The 21,941-nt window shown below is 52.5% G+C and carries 20 protein-coding genes and 1 pseudogene; 6 read left to right on the top strand and 15 right to left on the bottom strand.

The genetic code is table 11. The features are described 5' to 3' along the window. Positions 1-37: 37 nt before the first annotated feature. Together AYI87_RS09445 and AYI87_RS09440 are read left to right on the top strand one after the other, a co-directional pair. On the top strand, positions 38-721 hold the full coding sequence (locus tag AYI87_RS09445) for a response regulator (RefSeq protein ID WP_144201530.1): 684 nt from the start codon (positions 38-40) through the stop codon (positions 719-721). Then, positions 721-2,088, top strand: coding sequence for an ATP-binding protein (locus AYI87_RS09440; protein ID WP_144201528.1), 1,368 nt, complete (start codon positions 721-723; stop codon positions 2,086-2,088). The genes AYI87_RS09445 and AYI87_RS09440 overlap by 1 nt, the downstream gene beginning before the upstream one ends. Here AYI87_RS09440 and AYI87_RS09435 read toward each other — a convergent pair. Next, positions 2,072-2,725: a TetR/AcrR family transcriptional regulator gene (locus tag AYI87_RS09435; protein WP_144201526.1), complete on the bottom strand. Its 654-nt coding sequence runs from the start codon at positions 2,723-2,725 to the stop codon at positions 2,072-2,074. The two genes, AYI87_RS09440 and AYI87_RS09435, sit on opposite strands and share 17 nt — an antisense overlap. A gap of 121 nt (positions 2,726-2,846) precedes the next feature. On the opposite strand from AYI87_RS09435, the gene AYI87_RS09430 reads away from it, so the two are divergent. Beyond that, a complete protein-coding gene (locus tag AYI87_RS09430; RefSeq protein ID WP_144201524.1) occupies positions 2,847-3,716 on the top strand; it encodes a LysR family transcriptional regulator in 870 nt (289 codons plus the stop codon). Between the two features lie 73 nt (positions 3,717-3,789). Here AYI87_RS09430 and AYI87_RS09425 read toward each other — a convergent pair whose 3' ends face one another. The 4 genes from AYI87_RS09425 to AYI87_RS09410 form a co-directional block, all read right to left on the bottom strand. After that, on the bottom strand, positions 3,790-4,917 hold the full coding sequence (locus AYI87_RS09425; RefSeq protein ID WP_186300598.1) for a hypothetical protein: 1,128 nt from the start codon (positions 4,915-4,917) through the stop codon (positions 3,790-3,792). Between the two features lie 86 nt (positions 4,918-5,003). Further along, on the bottom strand, positions 5,004-6,248 hold the full coding sequence (locus tag AYI87_RS09420; protein WP_144201522.1) for a hypothetical protein: 1,245 nt from the start codon (positions 6,246-6,248) through the stop codon (positions 5,004-5,006). Positions 6,249-6,644: 396 nt separating this feature from the next. Further along, a complete protein-coding gene (locus AYI87_RS09415; protein WP_144201521.1) occupies positions 6,645-6,998 on the bottom strand; it encodes a cytochrome c3 family protein in 354 nt (117 codons plus the stop codon). A gap of 26 nt (positions 6,999-7,024) precedes the next feature. Continuing rightward, on the bottom strand, positions 7,025-8,545 hold the full coding sequence (locus AYI87_RS09410) for a flavocytochrome c (protein WP_144201519.1): 1,521 nt from the start codon (positions 8,543-8,545) through the stop codon (positions 7,025-7,027). A 303-nt stretch (positions 8,546-8,848) separates the two neighbouring features. On the opposite strand from AYI87_RS09410, the gene AYI87_RS09405 reads away from it, so the two are divergent. Next, positions 8,849-9,778, top strand: coding sequence for a LysR family transcriptional regulator (locus AYI87_RS09405; RefSeq protein ID WP_144201517.1), 930 nt, complete (start codon positions 8,849-8,851; stop codon positions 9,776-9,778). 97 nt (positions 9,779-9,875) lie between these two features. Here AYI87_RS09405 and AYI87_RS09400 read toward each other — a convergent pair whose 3' ends face one another. Then, the gene (locus AYI87_RS09400) at positions 9,876-10,856 is read right to left on the bottom strand and encodes an MDR family oxidoreductase (RefSeq protein ID WP_144201515.1); all 981 of its coding nucleotides are present in this window, start codon (positions 10,854-10,856) and stop codon (positions 9,876-9,878) included. A 103-nt stretch (positions 10,857-10,959) separates the two neighbouring features. Beyond that, positions 10,960-12,735 (bottom strand): sigma-54-dependent Fis family transcriptional regulator, encoded by a 1,776-nt coding sequence (locus tag AYI87_RS09395; RefSeq protein WP_144201513.1) that lies wholly within the window; start codon positions 12,733-12,735, stop codon positions 10,960-10,962. Positions 12,736-13,061: 326 nt separating this feature from the next. Here AYI87_RS09395 and AYI87_RS09390 point away from each other — a divergent pair, with 326 nt between their 5' ends. After that, positions 13,062-14,582 (top strand): aldehyde dehydrogenase family protein, encoded by a 1,521-nt coding sequence (locus AYI87_RS09390; protein ID WP_144201511.1) that lies wholly within the window; start codon positions 13,062-13,064, stop codon positions 14,580-14,582. 954 nt (positions 14,583-15,536) lie between these two features. Here AYI87_RS09390 and AYI87_RS09380 read toward each other — a convergent pair. From AYI87_RS09380 to AYI87_RS09355, 6 genes and pseudogenes are all read right to left on the bottom strand, one after another. After that, entirely contained in the window at positions 15,537-15,731 is a 195-nt protein-coding gene (locus AYI87_RS09380; protein WP_144201509.1) for a hypothetical protein, read from the bottom strand. A 93-nt stretch (positions 15,732-15,824) separates the two neighbouring features. Beyond that, entirely contained in the window at positions 15,825-16,115 is a 291-nt protein-coding gene (locus AYI87_RS21325) for a hypothetical protein (protein WP_222116773.1), read from the bottom strand. 117 nt (positions 16,116-16,232) lie between these two features. Further along, positions 16,233-17,306 (bottom strand): annotated as a pseudogene (locus AYI87_RS21430) (PIN domain-containing protein). A gap of 559 nt (positions 17,307-17,865) precedes the next feature. Beyond that, a complete protein-coding gene (locus tag AYI87_RS09365) occupies positions 17,866-18,294 on the bottom strand; it encodes a hypothetical protein (protein ID WP_144201503.1) in 429 nt (142 codons plus the stop codon). A 163-nt stretch (positions 18,295-18,457) separates the two neighbouring features. Continuing rightward, positions 18,458-19,051: a cysteine dioxygenase gene (locus AYI87_RS09360; protein ID WP_144201501.1), complete on the bottom strand. Its 594-nt coding sequence runs from the start codon at positions 19,049-19,051 to the stop codon at positions 18,458-18,460. Between the two features lie 421 nt (positions 19,052-19,472). After that, positions 19,473-20,024, bottom strand: coding sequence for a GNAT family N-acetyltransferase (locus AYI87_RS09355; RefSeq protein ID WP_144201500.1), 552 nt, complete (start codon positions 20,022-20,024; stop codon positions 19,473-19,475). A gap of 290 nt (positions 20,025-20,314) precedes the next feature. Here AYI87_RS09355 and trmL point away from each other — a divergent pair, with 290 nt between their 5' ends. Beyond that, complete coding sequence (gene trmL / locus AYI87_RS09350) at positions 20,315-20,779, top strand: tRNA (uridine(34)/cytosine(34)/5-carboxymethylaminomethyluridine(34)-2'-O)-methyltransferase TrmL (protein WP_144201498.1); 465 nt, start codon at positions 20,315-20,317, stop codon at positions 20,777-20,779. A 15-nt stretch (positions 20,780-20,794) separates the two neighbouring features. On the opposite strand, the gene AYI87_RS09345 is transcribed toward trmL, so the two are convergent. Next, complete coding sequence (locus AYI87_RS09345; protein ID WP_144201496.1) at positions 20,795-21,304, bottom strand: hypothetical protein; 510 nt, start codon at positions 21,302-21,304, stop codon at positions 20,795-20,797. After that, a complete protein-coding gene (locus AYI87_RS09340) occupies positions 21,288-21,839 on the bottom strand; it encodes a hypothetical protein (RefSeq protein ID WP_144201494.1) in 552 nt (183 codons plus the stop codon). Before AYI87_RS09340 ends, AYI87_RS09345 begins: the two co-directional genes overlap by 17 nt. Positions 21,840-21,941 lie beyond the last annotated feature (102 nt).

Genomic DNA, 21,941 nt, shown 5'->3' with positions numbered 1-21,941 from the left:
GTATACTCAAGCTGTTATAGGTGTAGAGAGACGTACAATGAGCCAAATTCTGTTAATCGATGACGATCTAGGGCTAGCGGAACTGCTAGCACAACTGCTTGAACTTGAAGGGTTTAACCTCACGCTCGCCCACGATGGCGAGGCAGGACTTGCCCTGGCGCTGGAACAGCAGTTCGATCTCATCCTGCTCGATGTCATGCTACCCAAGCTCAACGGCTTCGAGGTGCTTAAGGCATTGCGGGCCAAGAAACAGACCCCGGTACTCATGCTCACCGCCCGCGGCGACGAGATAGACAGGGTCGTTGGCCTAGAGATTGGCGCCGACGACTACCTGCCCAAGCCCTTCAACGATCGCGAGCTAGTGGCGCGCATCAAGGCAATCATCCGCCGCACCAGCCATCAGGTGGACGAACAGCAGCCCAGCATACTGGAATTTGCCGATATTAAGCTCGACCCCAGCCGTCAAGAGGTGGTCTGTCAGGATCAGCTGTTGATCCTCACCGGCACCGAATTTAGCCTGCTGTATCATATGATCCAACACAGCGGCGAGGTGCTGAGCAAAGACAACCTCAGCGAGAATGTCCTGGGCAAGAAGCTGATGCCCTTCGATCGCAGCCTGGATATGCACCTGTCTAATCTGCGTAAGAAACTGCCCGAACGCGCCGACGGCCGCCCCAGAGTCAAGACCCTCAGAGGCAAGGGCTACATCTGGCTAACCTGATGAAAATTAGTAGTCTCCCCAACCGCATCTTTATCAAGCTGCTGCTGAGCTTCTGGCTCTGTAGCAGCCTGATCATCGCCATCGTCGGCCTGCTGCCGCTGCTGCAGCAGAATCACGATCAGGCCCCTATTCCACCCCATCTGCAGGGACTGCTGGAACGCGTGGTCGAGCGCATTCAGGAAAGCCCCGAGCTGCTGACCATGAAGCGCGACAGACATTGGCACAGACTCAAGGAGATGGGTAACAAGCCGGTGCGCTTCTATGTGGCCGACGAGCAGGGCCAGCTGATCAACAACCAACGTGTCTCCCGCGGCATCCGGCGCTTCATGCTAATGGCCGATGAGGCGGGCCACCCCATCAGCCACCAATTTAAGAGCGAGTTGCTGTTTGGCCCCATGCCCTTCGAGATAGAGGGCAAACGCTACACCCTCTATGGGCGCCTCGCCGAGATGCATCCAAGACCCTGGTTCTTCTTCTTCGCCGAGAATATCGCCCTCACACTGACCCTGGCGATCTTGCTCTCGGGCCTCTTGTGTGGCCTGCTGGCCTGGCACTTGGGTAAGCCCCTGCGCGCGCTTAAACAGAGCGCCGAGGCGGTGGCCAGCGGCGATCTCAGCCACAGGGCCGATGCCAGCACCACGGCGCGCAAGGACGAGATAGGCCAGCTGGCGCAGTCCTTTAACGCCATGGCCGACGCCATCGAGTCCATGGTCAACAGCCAGCAGCGACTGATCAGCGATATCTCCCACGAACTCAGGACGCCATTGACTCGGCTGCAGCTGGCCCTCGCCCTCACCCGCAAGAAGGGGCAGGCCTCGACCGAGATAGACCGCATCGGCTATGAGGCGGAGCAACTGGAGGCGATGATCGCCGAACTGTTGGAGCTGTCGCGGGTGAAGCTGGATATCCATGAAAACAAACATCGGCTGTCGCTGTCCGAGACCCTGGGCCAGGTGCTAGACGATGCCGAGTTCGAGGCGGAGCAGCAACAGAAATCCCTGGTGATCGACATAGACGATAGCCTGATGCTGATGCTCAACCCGCGCCCCCTGGCCAGGGCGATTGAGAATCTACTGCGTAACGCCATCCGCTACGCCGAGCAAGAAATCAGCATCAGCGCCACTGCCGAGCCGAATCAGGTGATCCTCACCATCAAGGACGACGGCCCGGGCATAGAGGATGAGGCGGATCTGCAGGCGATCTTCGAGCCCTTCTATCGCCCACAATCGGCGCGAGAGCGCAAATCCGGCGGCTGGGGCCTGGGGCTGGCCATCGCCAAGGCGGCGATACAGGCCCATCAGGGCCAAATAGTCGCCAGCAACGCCAAGCCCCACGGGCTAGAGATCACCATCAGGCTGCCGCGTTAGTGTGCTGCTGTTCTATTTGCTGCAGCCAGAGTGTGAAAGTTTGCTTACTGGGAATACGTCTATCTGAATGGCCCATTAACTGGGCCATCGCATAACTAAATTGATAATAGGTTTGCACGTCATCACACCGCTTGAGACCATCATCGCTGTTGATCATAGTACCGCGAATATAGTTCTTAAGAAGTTCGTAGCGATCAAACCCAGGACGCTCGCCCACAGCTGAGATGATGTTTTGATTCCACTTACAATATTGTGCAAGTAACTCATTAAATCTATCGCGATACTCTTCAGAGGCTTGCTGCAACAACTCTTGATTAGGCATGAGACGCTCTATCACAAAGCGCTTTTGCGCTAAGACATCATAGAGGCGCTGACAGTGATGAAACAGATAACATTCAAAGGGGTCTGTATAGCGTTGCTGTTCACTCTCGGCAACCCTGAGCCAACCTTGGTATTGCGCACAGGCTACGGCCACCACCAAATCGGCCTCTGTGGTGAAATGATTGTAGATGGTACCCTTGGAGATCTGGCTGGCCGCAACAAGATGAGAGCGGCACAGTTCAAAACTCTGATGCCCTCTCAGACAGCGCTGCGCCACCTCAACCAGATAGACTTCTCTTTGCTCCCAGCTACTCATATCGACCCCATCACACTTTCCGAAACATCTTAGTTGCAACTTCACAATCAAACGATAACAGTGTTCTGCGCCAGCGGATATTGAGTAATACTGATACCACTATGAACAATCTCAATAGCACATGTTAAAAATCGAATTACTCGAGAGTTTTATAGCGGTAGCCGAGGCGGGCAACCTGTCGAGAGCCGCCGATAAGATCTGTCGCACGCAATCGACCCTCAGCCTGCAAATCAAGAAGCTCGAAGAGAGTGTCGGTCAGCCTCTGCTATTGAGAGACAACAAGGGGGTCACCCTCACCGAATCGGGTGAGACACTGCTGAACTACGCCTATAAGATGATGCAGCTCAACTCCCAGGCGTTGGATGACCTCAAGGAGTGTCAGAACCGCGAGATCATCCGCCTGGGCGTGCCGACCGACTATATCAAGCGCTACCTCGGCAGCTGCCTGCTGGAGTTCATTCGCGAATTTACCTGTATCGAGCTGGTGATCGACACAGATGTCAGCGGCAACCTCTACAAGCGTTTGCAACAGGGGGAGTTCGACCTTATCGTCGCCACCCACTGGCAGCCGCCGGTCAATGGCGAGCTCCTATTCGAGCGCAAGTTCCACTGGGTTGCGGCCAAGGGCGGTAACGCCCATAAACGCGAGACCATACCCATGGCGCTCTATCCGGAAAACTGCCCGATACGGGCCCAGGTATTTGCCAATCACCAGCTGACGATGAGGCCGATCAACGTGCTATTGTCGACCCCCTCGCCACAGGCGCTGTGTATGGCGGTCGAGAACGATCTCACCATAGCCCCCATCGCCGAGTTCAGGGTCAACGACAAGATGCAGATCCTGGATCCTCTGAAGCACCAGCTACCTGTACTGCCTGTGTTTAACGAGTCCCTCTACCTCAACCCAGATACCCAAACAGATGCCACACTGCAGCTGATCACCCTGATCAAGGCGAATGTGCACAATCTGGCTGAAGTTGCTGAAGACTAACGCCATCATAAATTGACAAGAGAAAGCCAACCCTAAGGTTGGCTTGATTCAATCAGCTTCAACTCGCTGCTGGCTAGAAGTAGTAGCCGAAGTTGATGTTAATCCGCTTATCCCAGCTGTCGCCAATTTCGGGCAGGCCCACATGGCCATTGTCCCGGGTAGAAGCGTACATATTCTTGCCTACTATGAAGTCGACCATGGTATAGGTGGCACCTGCCGCGATGGCGCAACCGGTGACGTTTTGATAGCTGGTATCGTAGCTGTCATCGGCCACATCCGGGGTGACCATGCCAAAGTCATTATAGAACTTCAGGCTGCCCCAGTCGGTGGCTAACGTCTTGGCAAGGTTAACGCTATAGGCCTGGGCCTTAGCGGCGATCTCGTACTGCCAGTTGTAAGCCGCTACGGCGATCTTATTGCTATCTAGCGCGTCTGCCGCATCATATTCATACTGCATCGCCTGCAGTTGTAGGTTCCAGCCTTTGTAGCTGCTATCCATGTGCAGTGCAACGGCATAACGGTCGCCATTGTTGCCCGTCTTATTGTTGTAGATCTGGCCATATTCGACCGAGGCTCCGAGTAACATCCGGCCTTCCTCGTAACTCACCTCATAGGTTTGACGTAGGTTTAACTGGTTAGTCTCTTCGTTGTGATATTCGGTGCCATTGACGACACCGCTATAGAGATCGGTAGAGTAGCGATCGGCGCGGCTGGCACCATATTCGGCATTCTTGTAGAAGGCCATTTCCGTGCCCCAGGCACCTTGCTTGTAAACGCCTTTGACACCCAGGTCATAGTCATCTTCGAAGCCCAGGTAATAAGGCACGCCAAACCAGAAGCTGTTAGAGATAAAGCCTGGATTACCGAAAGGCACCTGATTCACCCCGAACTGCAGCTGCCACTCGGGATTGAGGTCGTAAAATCCATAGCCATAACGCAGCGCCTGCCAACCATCATAGAAGCGATACTCACTCGCCAGCCCCCAGTCGCCGAGTTTGCCGTTAAATTTGACCGCCGCCATGTCGAAGGCAAGGTCACCGCCTTTGTCTTTTGAGCTCTCGCTGTAATCCTTGTAGGCGTAGTTCACTCTCACTGTGCCCGTCACATCGATGCCATCTTCTTGTTCTTGCGCCTGGGCCACTCCCGCCAAAGCCAGGGGCAACAGCGCCACAACGAAAGACACATTAAACTTCTTCATCATTTCACCCTTTATTGTTAATTGCCGTGCAACAAAGGCGCACGGCGAACCTTAAATTGGCCATATGCTTGGCCTTATTGTTTGTGCCGTTACCACTTCAGATGAGTCAGGTCGCACTGAATAACCTCATCCTTATTGGCCGGTGTACCGGGATGCTTAGCCGATTCGCACAGAAGCGTGGTGCCGTAATCGTTACGCTTGTCGTGGGCATTACTTCTGGCCCAGACAGAGACTATGGCCCGCTCCTCAGGCTTGGCCTCGCAGCTGCCGTCCACATCGAAGGCGTGTATGGTGTTTTGGTGGAAGTAGAGCAGTGAATCTTGTTGGGAGCTGCCTGCAAGCCACTGGGTATGGCCGTTGTGCTGGGCGGCATCGAATTGCACCCTGCGCATCTTGTCATCTTCTTTGACTGTGGTAAGCAGAGGCGAGTCTGCACGTACGGCAAAGCTCTTAAACTGATTGGCACACGCGGGGACGCGCATGTTGTAGTAGATCTCAGAGATGGCATGGTTATGGTAGGGGTAAAGCGTATCGACCGACTGCACCGTCATCCCTACTTCGGCGCCCACCTTCTCACCATTGATCTCATCGATACGCAGCAGGCCCCAATGACCGAAGATCTCGGCGTAGGCATAGCCACCACGAATATTGTTAAAGTTCTTGTCGTTACGCTTGCTCTCTTCGGCGTACATAGGGAACCAGCCCGCCGCCGCCCAGAGGTTTGGCAGGGCATTGGCGCTGATGTCATAGGGGAAGGCCGACGGCATCTTCACTTCATCACCGGTAACCATCTTGGCGAAGTTTTTGGTAAAGGTTTTCCCCAGTTTCTGCACCTCCTTGTTGGTCACCTTGGTCTTGAAGAACTCTTCGAAGGTGGTGCGCTTAAAATGTTGTGCCACGGGAGAATGCTTGGTGAGCTCGCCACCCGGATTGTAGATCCAGTTGACCTCTTCACGGACACCGAAACACTGTTTGGCCTTGTCAGGGTTATTGATCACCTGATAGATGTTCTTCACCATCAGCTTCATATCACGGCGATCCATGATGCAGATCTTCTGGCCACCTTGAGTCGTATCGAACAAGGCTTCATCTGAGTTCAGACAGTGACTGTTCTCACCATTGGTTAAGGCCACGGCATAGGCCTTGAGGTAAGTCAGCGTCTCATCCCACAGCATGTCGACATACTGTTGATCCGCCGCGCTATACTCGACTGGCGCTCCCAGACATTTGAACTCGGCATTGTCGATATCGCGCTGATCAACAAAGTCCGGGAGGCTCGCCGCCATCGCACCATTGGCCGATAACAAAGACAAAGCAATAATGGTCTTTTTCATTCATCTCATCCTTATTTACATATTATTTTTCACCACTTACTGAGCGGCATAATATGCTTGGAATCCGTTCCAAAAATGTAATCAGCACCTATTTGCAACAATCTGAATGGGGAAATAACAACCCAGCTCACAAATTTAATAACTTTATGTTTATAAAGAAATTATTTGATTATCGAGACATAAAAAAAGCCCCTAAGCCATGTCTAACAAAGGGGCATATAAAGCGAAACGGCTAACGGTAAATTGTCTTTGCAGGGATAATTAACTGTCTCTGTCGCTCGAAGATGTTGCACAAGCCTGAGGGGAAGCTGTCAGGGCTCGTGACGCCCGCTTTACAGCGGGGGAGATGCAAGATAAGAGAAGCCCATGAAGCTCATGGGCCTCTCTTAGAGGAAGTTACTCTTTATGCTTGTCAAACTTGAAGGTATGACAGTTACTGCATAAAGGTTTCTTCGACTTATGTTCGCCATGACATTCCTGACAAGGCAGATCTTTACCATAGTGAAGATTGTTGTGTGGATTCTGCCACTTATCCTCTTCGCTACGGGCCGTCTGTGCAGCCAGGTCATCGATATCGTGGCACTGCAGACACGCCTGATCCGATGGGAACTGCTTGATGCCATTGTCATGGCACACCTTACAGTCTTTGCCGATCACCTCTTTGTGCCAGGCACGTTGCTCTACCGCCTGGGCCGACAGACTCACTAAGCCAGCTAAGACCAGCGCGAGTACAATATTTACCTTTTTCATTATTGATTCCTCTTAATAACCGGTCGTTAAGCTTTCATGACGCTGCGCGCAGCCGTCATGCCCATCACCATACACTCGGGAATTGAGCAGCTACCCAGGCGGCTGACGCCGTGGATACCACCACACACCTCGCCCGCGGCGTACAGACCAGGAATCGACTTGCCTGTGAAACTGTCTTTCACCTCGGCCTTGGTATTCACCTGAACACCGCCCTGGCAGTAGTGCACTTTTGGCCATAGGCGAACCACGGTAAATGGCGCCTCGATATACTTATCTTTCGCCTTGGTCATGTTCTTGCCGAACTGCTTATCTTCACCGCTCTTCACGTAGCCGTTGTACTCTTCAATCTGCGCTTTCAGCGGCTTGAGAGGTACCTCGAAGTGCTTCGCCAGTTCTTCGATGGTGTCGAACTTCCAGCCTACGTTGTACTTGATCACCTTCTTGGTGTTCGGATGCTTCTTAGAATCCTTGTAGCTGGTGATCAAAATTGGCGGCAGCGGATTGCCCTGCTCGTCGCGACACGCCAGCTCGGCATCGGCGCGGGTCTTACGGTCGGCAATCTCATTCATGAAACGCTTGCCCGTCAGGCGGTTGATCGCCATAGAGTGCGGGAAGTTGTAGATAGAGTAGTTAGACACATAGCCAAAGCCCCCTTCATCAGGCGATGCCCAAGGGCCAGACTGAATGTGTGCCAGATGCACTGGAATCGCGCCCAGGCGGAACATCTCATACATGCCTTCACCGGTGGCACCTGGTGCATTGGTACAACCCACCTCAGAGGTCAGTGTCGGGTCCTGCGCCATACGCAGATCCACGTTTTGCGCGAAACCGCCGGTTGCCATGATCACCCCGCGCTTGGCACGGATCTTCAGCACTTTGCCGGGCTGGTCTTCGCCGAAGTGGTAGTTCTCACGCATTTTCACGCCGAGCACTTCGCCCTTGTCGCCCACCAGGAAGCCTTCAAACTTAGAACGGTTATGGGTGTGAACCCCCAGCTTCTTACACTCTTTATAGAGGGGCTGAGTAATACCGGCGCCACAACTAACGGTCGTCTGGTAAGTACGAGCCACAGAGTGACCACCAAGCTGTTGCAGGTAAGGATGGAACTCGGCGCCCGCATCTATCGTCATCTGCAATGCCTCGACGGCGTGCGAAGCTACATGGCGCAGCAGGGCTTCATCGGCAATACCACGGCCAGACTTAAGCTGGTCCGCCACCATACGATCGACCGAGTCTTCTACCCCTTCTTTCTTCTGCATCGGCGTACCCGGCGCCGCAAACAGGCCACCATTAATGGCAGAGTTACCACCGAAGTAGGCCATTTTCTCGAAGATATGGACATCTTTCGCGCCCTTGCGCGTGGCTTCAATCGCGGCCGCCAAGCCGGCGAAACCTGAGCCGATAATCAATACTTCAACTTCTTTGTCCCATTTCACACCGTCAGCTTTCTCGGAAACTGCCATCGCAGGCGCGGCCATTGCGACACCCGCAGCGGCTCCCATACCCTTGATGAAATTACGGCGTCCTAGCAGATCTACATTGCTCATCTGTTATCACCCTTTTGGTTTTATTCGACAGCGCCATCTTAGGGCTGGAATGGGTTCCAAAACGGGAGTGAATCAACACTTGTTTTTAAAACAACTTGCTAACATAACCAAACTTGTAGCCAGCTCAAAAATCACCCAGAAACACTACCTTGTGAGTATTTTGGAAACCATTCCAAAGCATGACACCTCAGTCCATAACCCCCGAGAGGAGTGAGATATGGCTCGACGGCAAGATAAAAAGTCAGGCAAGAGCTGGCCCGCACTGGTAAGTTAGGCCCTATGTAGACCTACCTCAGCCGACCTATGGAACTCGAAGATATCTATCGACAGGACTTAAGCCTATTAATCGCCCTGCAAGTCTTGGTCGAGGAGTGCAGCGTCACCCGCGCCGCTAAACGGTTACACCTGAGCCAATCAGCCACCAGCCGTATCTTGGCACGGCTAAGGCAAATGCTGGATGACCCGCTGTTTTCTCGGGTGGGTCAGCAACTGGTACCCACCCAGTACGCCTTGGACTGCTACCGGCAGCTTCAGGGGCCGACCAGCGAACTGCTCACACTCTTGACGCCCAATGCTTTCGTGCCCAGCCAATGCAGGCAAACCTTTACCCTGGCGGCCACCGACTTTGCCATTCAGGGTCTCTTGCCCTTCATCCTGCCGGAGATCTATCAACAGGCGCCAAACATCAGGCTGAATATCCTACCGGTACAGCACCAGACGCTCGCCTCGCAGCTCAGCCTGCAAGGGGTCGATATGGCAATCTGCCGCGCCTTGGGTCAGGTGTCGCCACTTGCCAGCACGCCACTGGGTCGTGTTGGTGTTAGCTGCCTGGTCTCCAGCTATCACCCTGTGGCGGATCGCCCATTAACTCTCACGGATTACCTGCACTATCCCCACGCCACCATCGCCATCAGCGACGGCGTGAAGGCGATAGTCGATGCAGCCATCGCTCAGCATCCACCCCGGCACGAGTGCTTACGTACCGCACATCTAGACAGCGCCCTGGCCCTACTGTCGATTCATCCCCTCATTATCACCCTGCCCGAGGGACTGGCCGAGATGGCCGCCGCCCGCCACCGACTCAGGGTCAAGCCCCTGCCCTTTGAGATCGCCGCGCTCAACTACAGTCTGTTTTGGCATTCGCGCTGCGAGCTGGATAAGGCCCAGGCTTGGTTGCGGGGCAAAATCACCGAACTCATTCGGCCGCTACTTGGCCAGCAAGGGAAGCCCTAGGCGCGGCGAGCCACGCCTTAGCGTTAGAGATACTATTAGCCGATGAGCAGGCAAAAAAAAGTGGCCAAGTGGCCACTTCTATATCTGAGACTAAAAACTACACCTTAACCAATACCCGGCCGGTGACCTTGCCTTTGACTATCTTGTCGGCGTACTCGCCCAGCTGCTCAAGGCTGATGGTCTGGCAGGCCTGCTGATAGTAGCTTTCGGGTAGGAGTTCAAGCACCTTCTCCCATGCCTTAACGCGCTTGTCGATAGGGCAGGCCACAGAGTCGATACCCAAGAGGTTCACGCCGCGCAAAATGAAGGGCATCACAGTCGTTGGCAGGGCAAAACCGCCCGCCAGGCCGCAGATGGCGGCGCTGCCACCATATTGCATCTGCGCCAGTGCCGTAGCCAGCACCTTGTTGCCTACGGTATCGACCACACCCGCCCAGCGCTGTTTCTCCAGCGGACGGCTGTCTTGTTCGAGCTCGCTGCGATCGATCACCTCGCTGGCGCCCAGGGCTTTTAGCCAGTCGCCGTTGACCTCGACCCGGCCCGAACTGGCCACCACGCGATAGCCAAGCTGAGCCAGCAAGGTCACGGCCACCGAGCCTACGCCGCCGCTGGCACCTGTCACTAAGATATCGCCCTGCTCTGGGGTGACGCCCGCCTGTTGCAGCGCCTGCACACACAGCATGGCGGTCAGGCCAGCCGTGCCTATCATCATCGCCTTGGCGCCGTCGCAGCCCTTAGGCATGGGTACCAGCCAGTCGGCCTTCACCCGCGCCTTCTCGGCCATGCCGCCCCAATGGTTCTCACCCACGCCCCAGCCGGTCAGGATCACCTCATCACCGGGCTGAAACCTAGAGTCGGCCGACTCGCTCACCACACCGGCGAAGTCTATGCCCGGCACCATGGGGAACTCGCGAATGATCTTACCAAGGCCGGTGATCGCCAGGCCATCCTTATAGTTGAGGGATGAGTAACTCACTTCCACCAGCACCTCACCCTCGGGCAGATCGCTCTCAGGCAGCAGTTTCACATCGGCTTGGGTCTGTCTATCTAGCTGGGTCAATACGAGTGCCTTGAACATGGGGCCTCCTTAACAACAAAATGGACTGACAGATTAGTGCATCTTCCATCATGAATACACTGCACATTTTGCATGAACTGCATGCAGCTTGCGCATAGCTAGATCAGGGTTTGAGCCCCAATGCCTTGAGTTTTCGATACAAGGTATTGCGGCTGATCCCTAAGTGTTTGGCACAGCGGCTGACGTTGCCCTCAAATCTGTGGAAGCTGGAGACGATATTGGCGTTGACCATCAGGCTAAGCTCACTCTCGCAGGCCGCCATCTGCTTGTCCGCCTGCTCAGGCCCCTGCAGCTGGGCCTGCAGGGTGTCGGGCAGATGCTGCCAGTTAAGTTCGGGATCGCCATCGGCCATCAGGCAGGCCACCTGCATCAGGTTATCCAACTCCCTCAGGTTGCCCGGCCAGTCATGGGCCAGCAGTCGCCTCAGTAGCTGAGGGCAGAGCTGCTGCGGCGCTTGACGATAGCGCCTATGCAGCTTGTGAATGATGCGTTCGATATCCGCGCGCTGACGCAGGGGCGGCAGTGAGACCTGCAGGCCGTTGAGACGATAGTAGAGATCCTCCCTAAACGCCCCCTCATTCACTAGCTGGCGCAGATCCGCGTGGGTCGCGGCCACCACCTGAATATCCACCTTGTAGCTGCGATTGCCGCCCACAGGCACCACCTCGCGCTCCTGCAGCACCCTAAGTAGGCGGCTCTGGGTCGCTAGCGGCATCTCGCCTATCTCGTCGAGAAACAGAAAGCCGCCGTCCGCCTGACGTATCTTGCCCTCGAATCCCTGACGGGAGGCGCCGGTGAAAGCCCCAGCCTGATAGCCAAACAGCTCTGACTCCACCAGATCGGCGGGCAGCGCGGCGCAGTTAACCGCCACCAGGGCCGCCTGAGCGCGGGCACTCTGGCCATGGAGCTTCTTCACAAATTGCTCCTTGCCCACCCCAGTCTCGCCGCAGATCAGCAGAGGAATGTTACGCCCCACCACCTTGTTAGCCTGCTGCCAAGCGCGCTCTAGCTTAGGATCGCGAAAACGCACGCCTATCTGCTGGCTCACCAGCTGGCTGGGCCGGGTTTCGACCAGCTGCTGGGTCTTGAGGTGCAGGCGTTGGTCCTGACACACCTGCTCACCGCTGTTCCAGCTTGCACCCAGGTGACGGTCGATATCGTCGCCGATGCGCGGCCTGTGTAGCAGACGCTTGGCCATGGCGTTGCATCCTAAGATCTTGCCGTCGACATTGGCCACCACTATCCCCTGCCAGCCTGAGGTGATCAGCGACGGCTGCTCGGCGAGATCGATGCGGTAGTGACTACCGGGTAGATGACACAGCAGCGCAGTCTCTATCTGTTGCACCAGGCTGGCGATAAGCACCAGGGTCTGCTGGGTATGACGCTGCTGCTCGCTGGTGATGTCGATGGCGCCGAGCAACTCTCCGTCGGGGGAAAAGATAGGGCTGGCGGTGCAGCTCATAAATCTGTGGTGACGGATGAAGTGCTGCTCGCCGATCACAGACACCGTCTGCCTGGCGGTCAGGGCCGTGCCTATGGCGTTGGTGCCCTTATGCTCCTCGCGCCAATTGACCCCCACATCCAGGGCGACGTTGGCCAGCTTGTCCGAGTAGCGGCTGACGCCCCAATGGCAGAGCACATAGCCGTCGCGATCCGAGAGGATCAGCCGGCTCTGGCTGTGGGCCATCATCTGATTAAACAGGGGCAATGCATGCTGTTTGGTGAGATTGATGAGTTGCTTGTTGGCGTGATGCCGCTCGGCGAGCGCGTCGGCGTTGAGTCGTAATTCTTGCGGTAACTTGGCTTCGCTTAACCCTGCGCCCTGACTACGAGACCATGAGTCAGACAACCAAGCCTGTGTCTGTGGAGCTATCGTCATAACAGTGTTCCATTTTGGCACACCCGAGATGCGCACTTATGTCACAGTGCATGCCAACTGCCAGTGCTACACCATCCTGGACCACGCACATTCGGACATCAAAAATTAGTTTTTCATCATACTGTTACTCCAGCCACATCACAACTCCTGCCAGTTTGGCCTAGGCTTTGCGTTAGCTAACCTGAGTCTGCGCCCTAATGAACACAAGCGTGACACTCAAATGGGGCACAGATAAAAAATTTAAACCTGTTGTTTTTTAAACATAAAAATAGGGCGCCCGGCAGAGGCGTCTTTCGACAAGACAAAACCATACAAGGAAGCTCAAGATGATCTACAGCAAGCCAGGTACGACAGATGCCATAGTTAACTTCAACAGCCGTTACGACAACTTCATTGGGGGGCAGTGGGTCGCGCCTGTGGGCGGGGAATATTTCGATAACCGCTCACCCGTCGATGGCCAGGTGTTTTGTCAGGTGGCCCGCTCGGACGAGCGCGATATCGAGCTGGCACTGGACGCCGCCCACGCCGCCAAAGATGCCTGGGGCAAAACCTCGGTGACCGAACGCGCTAACTTACTGCTGAAGATAGCCGATCGCGTCGAGCAAAATCTGGAATTTCTGGCCGTGGCCGAGACCTGGGAGAACGGTAAAGCAGTACGCGAAACCCTGAACGCCGATCTGCCGCTGTTTGTGGATCACTTCCGCTACTTCGCCAGTTGTATCCGCGCCCAGGAAGGCAGCGCCGCCGATATCGACAACAACACCGTCAGCTACCACTTTCCCGAGCCGCTGGGCGTCGTCGGCCAGATCATCCCCTGGAACTTCCCGCTGCTGATGGCCGCCTGGAAAATCGCCCCGGCGCTGGCCGCCGGTAACTGCATAGTGCTCAAGCCCGCCGAGCAGACACCCGTCTCCATCCTGGTGATGGTCGAACTGATCCAAGACCTGCTGCCAGCCGGCGTGCTCAATATCGTCAACGGTTTCGGCACCGAGGCGGGTCAGGCACTGGCGGTCAGCAAGCGCATCGCCAAGCTGGCCTTCACCGGCTCGACTCAGATTGGCCACCATATCCTCAAGTGCGCCGCCGAGTCGCTGATCCCCTCAACCGTAGAGCTGGGCGGCAAGTCACCCAACATCTACTTTGCCGACGTGATGGATCAGGAAGATGAATATCTGGATAAGGCGGTTGAAGGCATGCTGCTGGCCTTCTTCAACCAGGGCGAGGTCTGTACCTGTCCGTCACGGGTACTGATCGCCGAGTCCATCTACGACAAGTTTATCGACAAGGTGATCGCCCGCGCCAAGACAATCAAGCAGGGCAACCCGCTGGATACCGACACCCAGGTAGGTGCCCAGGCCTCCCAGGAGCAATTCGATAAGATCCTGAGTTACCTGGAGATAGGCCGCAACGAGGGCGCCGAGGTGCTAATTGGTGGTACCAGCTGTCAGCTATCTGGCGATCAGAGCAGCGGCTTCTATATCGAACCTACCATACTCAAGGGCCACAACAAGATGCGCGTCTTCCAGGAGGAGATCTTCGGCCCGGTCATTTCGGTCACCACCTTCAAAGATGAGGCCGAGGCTTTGGCCATCGCCAACGACACCGAATATGGCCTGGGTGCCGGCGTATGGACCCGCGACATGAACCGCGCCCAGCGCATGGGCCGCGGCATTCAGGCCGGACGCGTATGGATCAACTGCTACCACGCCTACCCTGCCCACGCCGCCTTCGGTGGCTACAAGAAGTCAGGCATAGGTCGCGAGACCCACAAGATGATGCTCAGCCATTACCAAAACACCAAGAACCTGCTCGTCAGCTACGACGTCAACCCGCTGGGTTTCTTCTAACCTAGCAAACTAGCTCAACCCAATGTCAGCTGAGACCCTGTCTCAGCTGGCGCTATCCCCTCATGAAGGGACAGCTATCTAAGTAGCTACATCAAATCTATTTGAGACTTGGAAGGGGAGCTTTGGATCATGGCTTCATGGTGTATCGATTGCCTGCGGCAGGTGCAGCGCGAGGGGATCTGAATGGCCTTTCAGCTAAGGTCTTAGTATGTGAGCATCACACTACCTTGCTGTTTAAAGAGTTTCCTTGAACCATGACTTCATTGTGTATTAATTGCCTGCGGCAGGTGCAGCGCATGGATACCTGAATGGCCTTTAAGCAAAGGCCTTATTTACTGGATATCAAATCAACTTTGATATTTGAAACGTTAGTTTGAGCCATAGCTTCATGGTGTATAAATTGCCTGCGGCAGGCTTATGTGCAAGCACTCTTTTGGCACGCCGATATTCCGTCCCTGGAGGCTTCACGGCGGCGTCCTTGCCGCCGAGAGCCAAAAGCGTGCTTACACTTGTATCTATCGTCTCTTCGATTAAACGTTAATGGATAGCCTGACAATAAAATTCAATTGGACAAAAACGAGTTGGCGCTCGAAAGCCTACATTGAAACTAACCGCTCTCAGTTAGGACTTTTTAAAATACCAATAGCCGCAATAAATCCAGCCACCAGGCGGAATTAAGAAGTTTAGTAGAAATGCATAAAAGCCAACCAAAGGAACATTGCTCGCTTTACCCTGTGCAAACCTTACTGTGAAAAAAATGACTATTAGCGCTAAGACGAAGAGGATTTGCCCCCAGAGAGTTGCGTTTAAATTCATCATAAACTTCCTTTGTGAAATTTCTACATAACACCCGCGTTAACGGGCAAATGCTGCTTGGCTAATATCCGAAGCACGGCGTAGGAGCCAACCAGTATTTGGCCAGTTGAATGCGCTTGTTAGTTGCTGATTACTAGCCTACTCATCGTCACTTTTTTCTTGTTTTTTCTTTTGTTCCAGGCCTATAGCTACACCAATTGCAATTCCAACTCCAATACCTAAAGCTAAATTCCCAAGAGCAACTCCAAGTCCAGAGCCAATAGCTATTCCTATACCTATTCCAAATGCTATTGGATTATTATTAGAGCTACCATTATTGTTCCAATTACCCATTTATACTCCATAATCAACTAACGCCTTGCTACGCGCCAGTCTCACGGAACCAGCCGTAGCTGACGGAGTAATCTTGAGCGACTGGTTATGTAGCTACATTTCAAGTCTGAGTACCTGCCCCTCTGCGATTTTGACACTACATATGTAAAGCTCAAACGGCATACCCTCATACATTTTAGATTGATGAATTTCATCATCTAGAAAACTCATTTTGAGTTCGACTGTATCTCCATCACACGCTTCCACATCTTCAGGAAACATCAGTCTGCAGCTAGTATCAACACCATCTAGATAGTGGACTCTTGGCCAAATACTACCTATATACCTAAACCTATGAGGAGGTCGTTCAATAACTAGAAAAGTAACTTTTACGGACACATTCATTGACTGTCCTTAGCCACATAACGCCGCATTAAGGTGTGAGCGGCGCTTGGCTATACTTGAGCGAAGCGAAACTGCCAAGCGTTGCGAATCACTCTTAAATGCTTTGTTAAATTTCAATTAGTACCAGTCTGGTTCAGGGTGCTCTTCTACACTAACTTCAACACTTCCACGTAATGAAGGAATTGTAAACATTGAGATATGAGGTTCATGAAGTTCGCCATTTTCAAACGTATATTGCAAATCTAATTCAGCTGTAAGTGTTAACGTGAATGTTTCTTCTCTTTTCGTTGAACCAAACGTATAAATGAAGCCCTCCTCTTTGTCGTAAGTGCCATTAGCAAAGTCAGGGCCCACCACTTCAACAAAAAGATCAACACTAGCTTCAACGGTTACTTGACTCTCTTCATCATCAATGTCAATAACGTTAATTTCAAAATCACTAACATTTTTGACCTCATACTCTTCGACTTCTGCATCTTCCCAAGTTGAACTATTGTAGATATCACAATCTTCGACATAATCCCTGAACATGCGTTGGATCTGCTCACTTTCTGCCACGATGTATTCTTTTACTTTTTCAGTTCGAGCGTTTGTATGTTGGTTATAAACATCGAGAAGCTTTTCCAAACTGTCTAATGTGATTAAACGGTCATTGCCTTCACAGTATGTCTTCAAGTCTTTGTCATCCGAGATAATATAAATTTTTTCATTATCTTCAAGATAACTCTCTAATGAGAGGAGAGAGATTGCATCTGGAAATTCTGCTTTCTTCTTACCAACCCCAAAAGGCGGTTTTTGCTGAAAGTACAATTATAGCAAATGCTCCGGATCTATAGCGTCAGCTTCGACATACTCGTAATTGCAATCTGCATTGTATTGCTGAAAAACCTGACTTGCTTTCTGATATACCTCGGGCTCATTAACGTCAGAGAATAGTGATGAGAGGTGTTCATCTTCAATCGTCGACAAGACACCAGCTTTCTTTTTGAATGATTGCAGAGAGTTTAAAGCTTCTCGAATAGAGTCTTCTATTTTTCCATCGACCTCCTGTTCTACAACACTTGTCAATAAGTATCGTAGCTCCCCTTCTTGGCATAGCTCTTTTAATGTTAAGAAAGGGCGTGAAGAAAAATTAAAGTTACTCTTCACAAAGTATTGCGTATCAATAAACAATATTCTTGTTTCTAACATTTTACACCTATGTCAATTTAAAATTTAACATTTTATTAGTGCGCATGCGCGTTTACCTCATTAGACCAGTGAAAACACGCATTGTTAACTGATTGTATTACAAAGAAGTTATCACCTTTGCTTAAAATACACCATCTGGAAAAACGCGCATGCGCGTTTTCCAAACCTATTACCCACTTAACGAATGGCATAAGCCATTAATTTTAAATGAATTTATTTAAGGCGAAATGAGAAAACGCGCACGAATACAGGATGAAAATCGTTCAAAATCCTTATGATTTTAATACAACTGTATCCTTATCCAGTTTTTGATCGAGAGTAGTGAATTACAGCACAGGGGCGTACCGATGATCATTACTAAGCCTGAAAGTCTGCTCGTGAATGATCCACCGACAACATACTAACTCAATTTGGGGCATAAATAAGTTAGCGCTTTACCTCCCTTCTCTCCCCAACACCGCCAAATCGAAGAGACGTTTGATACTGAGTGTAGATACGCCGGTGAGCTTCCGAAACATGGATGTTTCGGCAGAGCCTAAAGGGACTTATTCACGGCGTCTCACAGGCGTATCTGCACATCCCTCGCCGGGCAGGCGCTAGGTTGCCGCGAAGGTTCGACCTTCAAAACGCCATCCAATACCGACAACCAATTTTCTACCGACTTATTCGTTGTCCAGACAGACGAGAACCCTGACTTACAGGGCGTTAACATTAAAGCGTGGCTTATTCCCTCATCAATGTAGGTGATCTTTATGTACTTGAGAGGAAAAGGTTTAGCCGTGCGTGGGTAAATCCCAGATTCAATATTAGAGATTGAATTCAAGGGGATAACAAATGCGTTTTTCTGACTCTTAAATGTTATCGATTCAGCTGTCAGCGTTAGCTCGCCCCTATCGTTATAGATATAAAACCATCGGCCGACAAAGGTTTGCATATGCTCTAGAGTAGAAAGGTAACAGCCTTCTTGCTTTACAACATTTTCTTCCATGACTTCAATCCATTACTTAGTCCGTTACTTAATCTATTACTTAATCTATTACTTAGCCAATGCATCATTCTAAGCTAATTGCACCAATTGGCTAACTCCTGATGCATGGCCACAGTAAAGGATATTCAATCTAGGCGCTAGTAACCCAACTATCTCAATCGGCCTACTCGCCGGAGCGATCCCATATATTCGGCACTACACTATTCGAATACCCAGATATAAATGGCTTCTTACCCCCGGTATCGGGGTCATAAACATGCCGCTGCACCGCACCTATGTTGCCACCATAGACATGAATGCTGATAGATACCCCCTCCGATAGAGCATTAGAAACCCTATGGATATCGCCGATATCGGGCGAGACCAGATCGACACCGCCGACGGGCAACTCATGACTGCCGCAGGCCCGCAGACAGCTGGCAGCCTCATCCAGCTCATATTCCTCGCAGCGCTCGGCGCCGCGCAGCACGCCCACCATGCCCCATACGGTATGGTCATGAACAGGCGTGGTCTGCCCGGGCGCCCAAACGAAACTCACCACAGAGAAACGCTCCATTGGATCGCAGTAGAGCAGATACTGCCGATAGCTCTCAGTACTCGGCTGAGCAAAAGCATGAGGTAGCCAGTCATCATGAGCAATAAGCTCAGATAGCAGCGCCTTACCCTCGGTAAATATACGCACCTCTTCGCTGCCGACCTGCTCAACCAGCCGGGTAAAGGACTGCATAAAATCCCGCAATCTGCCAATGTTTTCCATCACACTCTCTCTGTCCTGAATGTCATCAATCAAGGCTAGGCGATCCGCCTTAGGCAATAAATAGGCAATAGGTCGATAGCAGATAAAAGCCAACCTATGGAAGAGTAACAGGGAGTGAGTAAGTGTGTGACGCCAAACGCCGCCAAATCAATGGAGGGGAACAACTCAGAGCAAGCACACTTTTGGTCCTCGAAATCAAGGAGGCTTTCGCGGAGCCCACATGGGTGTGCTTGTGGCGTGCCAAAAGAGTGCTTACAGATGCGTCGTTCCTTCACATCTAACCCATAGGGCTATGGAAAATGTCCGCTTGATGCCGGGAAGGTCACCGACCCTTTGATCACGAGATTGGGCTCTTCCATGTATCGCCCTAAAATGCCTGCCATGCCGATTGTTGAAGTCTCGCCATAGGCAAGAATATTGATCAGGCCTTGATTACTCTCGGGCGAATGAGAGAACCAATAATATTACCAAGCAACTCCTTGTACATTAGCTCTATTTCTTTCTTACTTATGATTCCCCCACGTATGAGCATCTCTTGCATTTGGTCTGGCTCTTTAACGAGATAACCGGTAGAAATAAAACCATTTTTTTCATAGAAGGCTTTGCGCTTTATTCGTTGCTGATAATTTCTTGCCTGCTCATTAACTTCTTCAATGTTCAATACCATCCTTTTTTCTGGGTACAGATCACCTAAGGCATCCATGACCTTACTTCCATAGCCCTTAGAACGGATTGATGCCGTTACTGCCAAGAATTGTACAAATACAATATCCCTGTATTGAGTGAGATAGATAAGACCAATCCACTTTCCTCCATCATAAAGTACGCTAAAGCCCTTCTTACCCTTTCTCAGTTTAAAACGAAGCAGAAATGTCGGTATGCGCTGCGCACCGGGAAATGCCTCTTTATAAAGATCGATCACTTTCGAGTAATTACCGTCACTCTTATTAAACGGCCGGAAATTGATGCTCATATCTAGTACACCTAACCTTATATAGTGCCCATGTACCTTTCTCTGCGAGCCGAGAAAAACGCCAAGTCTTAACTCTCTGTAATTCATAGAACTTATCAGCATTCACTAAAACAAACCAACTGGAAAAACCTGCCAGCAGCAGATGTCGCTAAATCGAAGAGATAGAATAAGCTGGTACAGATGCATCTGCGGACATGGATACCAGGCAAAAATCCCACTAAAACCGTGAGGTTTCCCCCCATAGTCATTTCCCTTATAATCGCCGCTCATCCGTTCAAAGGTAAGCCAAGATGTTCCATATCGCCCTCTATGAGCCAGAGATTGCCCCCAATACCGGCAATATCATCCGCCTGTGCGCCAACAACGGCTGCCAGCTGCACCTTATCGAGCCTCTGGGATTCGATCTTGAAGAGAAGAAGCTGCGCCGCGCCGGGCTGGACTATAGCGATCTGACCCGGGTCACCCGCCACAAGGACTTCGAGAGCTTTCTAGTTGCCATGGCCGGCAAGCGCATCATGGCCTGCACCACCAAGGGCAGTCGCCCCCATAGCGAAATAGCCTTCGAGAAGGACGATGTATTGCTATTTGGCCCCGAGACCCGCGGCCTGCCGATGGAAATCATAGAATCTATTCCCACCAGCCAGCGCCTGCGCATCCCAATGGCCGCCAGCAGCCGCAGCCTCAACCTGTCTAACTCGGTCGCCATCATCAGCTATGAGGCCTGGCGTCAGCTCGGCTACGAGGGCGCCTGCTAAACCCTTTCTGTGAATTTATGAGGCAGGGTTGAGGGCGATACCGCGATAGACTTGATAATCGTCATCGTCCTGATCCAAATATTGCACCTTCTGTAGCCATAACCAGCCATCTCCCTGTGGCACGAAGCTGAGGCGGATCATCGCCGGGCGCTGCTGCACTAGGCCCTTGCCCAGCAGAGAGAAGCCGCTCTCCTCCCGGTACAGGGTAAAGAAGAGGGTCTTATCCGGGTCGACGCCGTTAAAATAGGTAAGCTTTATCTCACCATCTCCCTCGCGAAACCACCAGGTCTCGCTCAGCGGGTGGCTGGCGTGCTCGCTCACCGAGAGCATCAGCTGACGCCGATCGCCGCTGCAGAGCCCCTGTACCTGTACCGCTTTTACCTGTCCTTTGGGCCTGGACGCCTCCCCCTGCCAGCTCCCCGCCAGAGCCTGACAGAAGTCGGGCAAGGCTATCTTCTCCGCCGATGCCATCGATGAAAACAGCATGGCCGAGAATAAAATGAGCGATTTAAAATAGTTCAACATCTTGTTTTGTTTGGTGTAAATGAGTTTCTCGATAGGCGTTTAGCGCCTCGTGTATCGGCACGCCCTCAAGCAGGGCCGCAAACATCTGCCGCTCGCAATCGAGAGAATAATGTGCCTGTATCTCCCCTTGCAAGTTTGCCCAGGCCGCCTGAGAGTGGCGCCGCTGCTCATCCCCCAACATGGCCTCCATCAGACTCAGCGCGGTGATCACATGATTCAGCCGCTGGGAGATGCGATCGTAGAACTGAAACGCCATCACCCCGCTGTCGATGGCTTGCATCAGGCTATCGCTGTGGGCCAGAATCGCCGCAGGCGTATCGGCCGTGCCATGAAGGTGACGATTGACCTCGGTAAGATGCCCGGCCATCTGGGTAAACAGCTGTCCGAGGCCGGTGACATTATGGTCGCCATCGGTGAGCGATAGCTCTATCTGCGCCGTCGCCAATAGCAGCAGCTTAGTGGTCTCCTGCAGGTGACACCAGTCGGCGTCATCACAGGCGCATGTGTCGCAGCGAGGCGGTATATCCTGGGTCATGGGCATCTCCTGATAGGGCTGGGCTAAGACTTAGTTAAGGTGTTAGTTAAGGTGTTAGTTAAGGTGTTAGTTAACCCTAGATGAAAGCCCATCGAAATGCGA

Origin of the sequence: Shewanella sp. KCT (assembly GCF_007636505.1) — a bacterium.
In the GTDB taxonomy this organism is placed as follows: domain Bacteria; phylum Pseudomonadota; class Gammaproteobacteria; order Enterobacterales; family Shewanellaceae; genus Shewanella; species Shewanella halotolerans.
The sequence above is the reverse complement of the archived record's forward strand: the minus strand, read 5'-3'. Positions and strand labels throughout refer to the sequence as shown.

Excerpts from the sequence above, each read along its gene's own strand:
- AYI87_RS09445 (WP_144201530.1), top strand. The coding sequence starts at position 38 with ATGAGCCAAATTCTGTTAATCGATGACGATCTAGGGCTAGCGGAACTG.
- AYI87_RS09440 (WP_144201528.1), top strand. The coding sequence starts at position 721 with ATGAAAATTAGTAGTCTCCCCAACCGCATCTTTATCAAGCTGCTGCTG.
- AYI87_RS09435 (WP_144201526.1), bottom strand. The coding sequence starts at position 2,725 with ATGAGTAGCTGGGAGCAAAGAGAAGTCTATCTGGTTGAGGTGGCGCAG.
- AYI87_RS09430 (WP_144201524.1), top strand. The coding sequence starts at position 2,847 with ATGTTAAAAATCGAATTACTCGAGAGTTTTATAGCGGTAGCCGAGGCG.
- AYI87_RS09425 (WP_186300598.1), bottom strand. The coding sequence starts at position 4,917 with ATGATGAAGAAGTTTAATGTGTCTTTCGTTGTGGCGCTGTTGCCCCTG.
- AYI87_RS09420 (WP_144201522.1), bottom strand. The coding sequence starts at position 6,248 with ATGAAAAAGACCATTATTGCTTTGTCTTTGTTATCGGCCAATGGTGCG.
- AYI87_RS09415 (WP_144201521.1), bottom strand. The coding sequence starts at position 6,998 with ATGAAAAAGGTAAATATTGTACTCGCGCTGGTCTTAGCTGGCTTAGTG.
- AYI87_RS09410 (WP_144201519.1), bottom strand. The coding sequence starts at position 8,545 with ATGAGCAATGTAGATCTGCTAGGACGCCGTAATTTCATCAAGGGTATG.
- AYI87_RS09405 (WP_144201517.1), top strand. The coding sequence starts at position 8,849 with ATGGAACTCGAAGATATCTATCGACAGGACTTAAGCCTATTAATCGCC.
- AYI87_RS09400 (WP_144201515.1), bottom strand. The coding sequence starts at position 10,856 with ATGTTCAAGGCACTCGTATTGACCCAGCTAGATAGACAGACCCAAGCC.
- AYI87_RS09395 (WP_144201513.1), bottom strand. The coding sequence starts at position 12,735 with ATGACGATAGCTCCACAGACACAGGCTTGGTTGTCTGACTCATGGTCT.
- AYI87_RS09390 (WP_144201511.1), top strand. The coding sequence starts at position 13,062 with ATGATCTACAGCAAGCCAGGTACGACAGATGCCATAGTTAACTTCAAC.
- AYI87_RS09380 (WP_144201509.1), bottom strand. The coding sequence starts at position 15,731 with ATGGGTAATTGGAACAATAATGGTAGCTCTAATAATAATCCAATAGCA.
- AYI87_RS21325 (WP_222116773.1), bottom strand. The coding sequence starts at position 16,115 with ATGAATGTGTCCGTAAAAGTTACTTTTCTAGTTATTGAACGACCTCCT.
- AYI87_RS09365 (WP_144201503.1), bottom strand. The coding sequence starts at position 18,294 with ATGGAAGAAAATGTTGTAAAGCAAGAAGGCTGTTACCTTTCTACTCTA.
- AYI87_RS09360 (WP_144201501.1), bottom strand. The coding sequence starts at position 19,051 with ATGGAAAACATTGGCAGATTGCGGGATTTTATGCAGTCCTTTACCCGG.
- AYI87_RS09355 (WP_144201500.1), bottom strand. The coding sequence starts at position 20,024 with ATGAGCATCAATTTCCGGCCGTTTAATAAGAGTGACGGTAATTACTCG.
- trmL (WP_144201498.1), top strand. The coding sequence starts at position 20,315 with ATGTTCCATATCGCCCTCTATGAGCCAGAGATTGCCCCCAATACCGGC.
- AYI87_RS09345 (WP_144201496.1), bottom strand. The coding sequence starts at position 21,304 with ATGTTGAACTATTTTAAATCGCTCATTTTATTCTCGGCCATGCTGTTT.
- AYI87_RS09340 (WP_144201494.1), bottom strand. The coding sequence starts at position 21,839 with ATGACCCAGGATATACCGCCTCGCTGCGACACATGCGCCTGTGATGAC.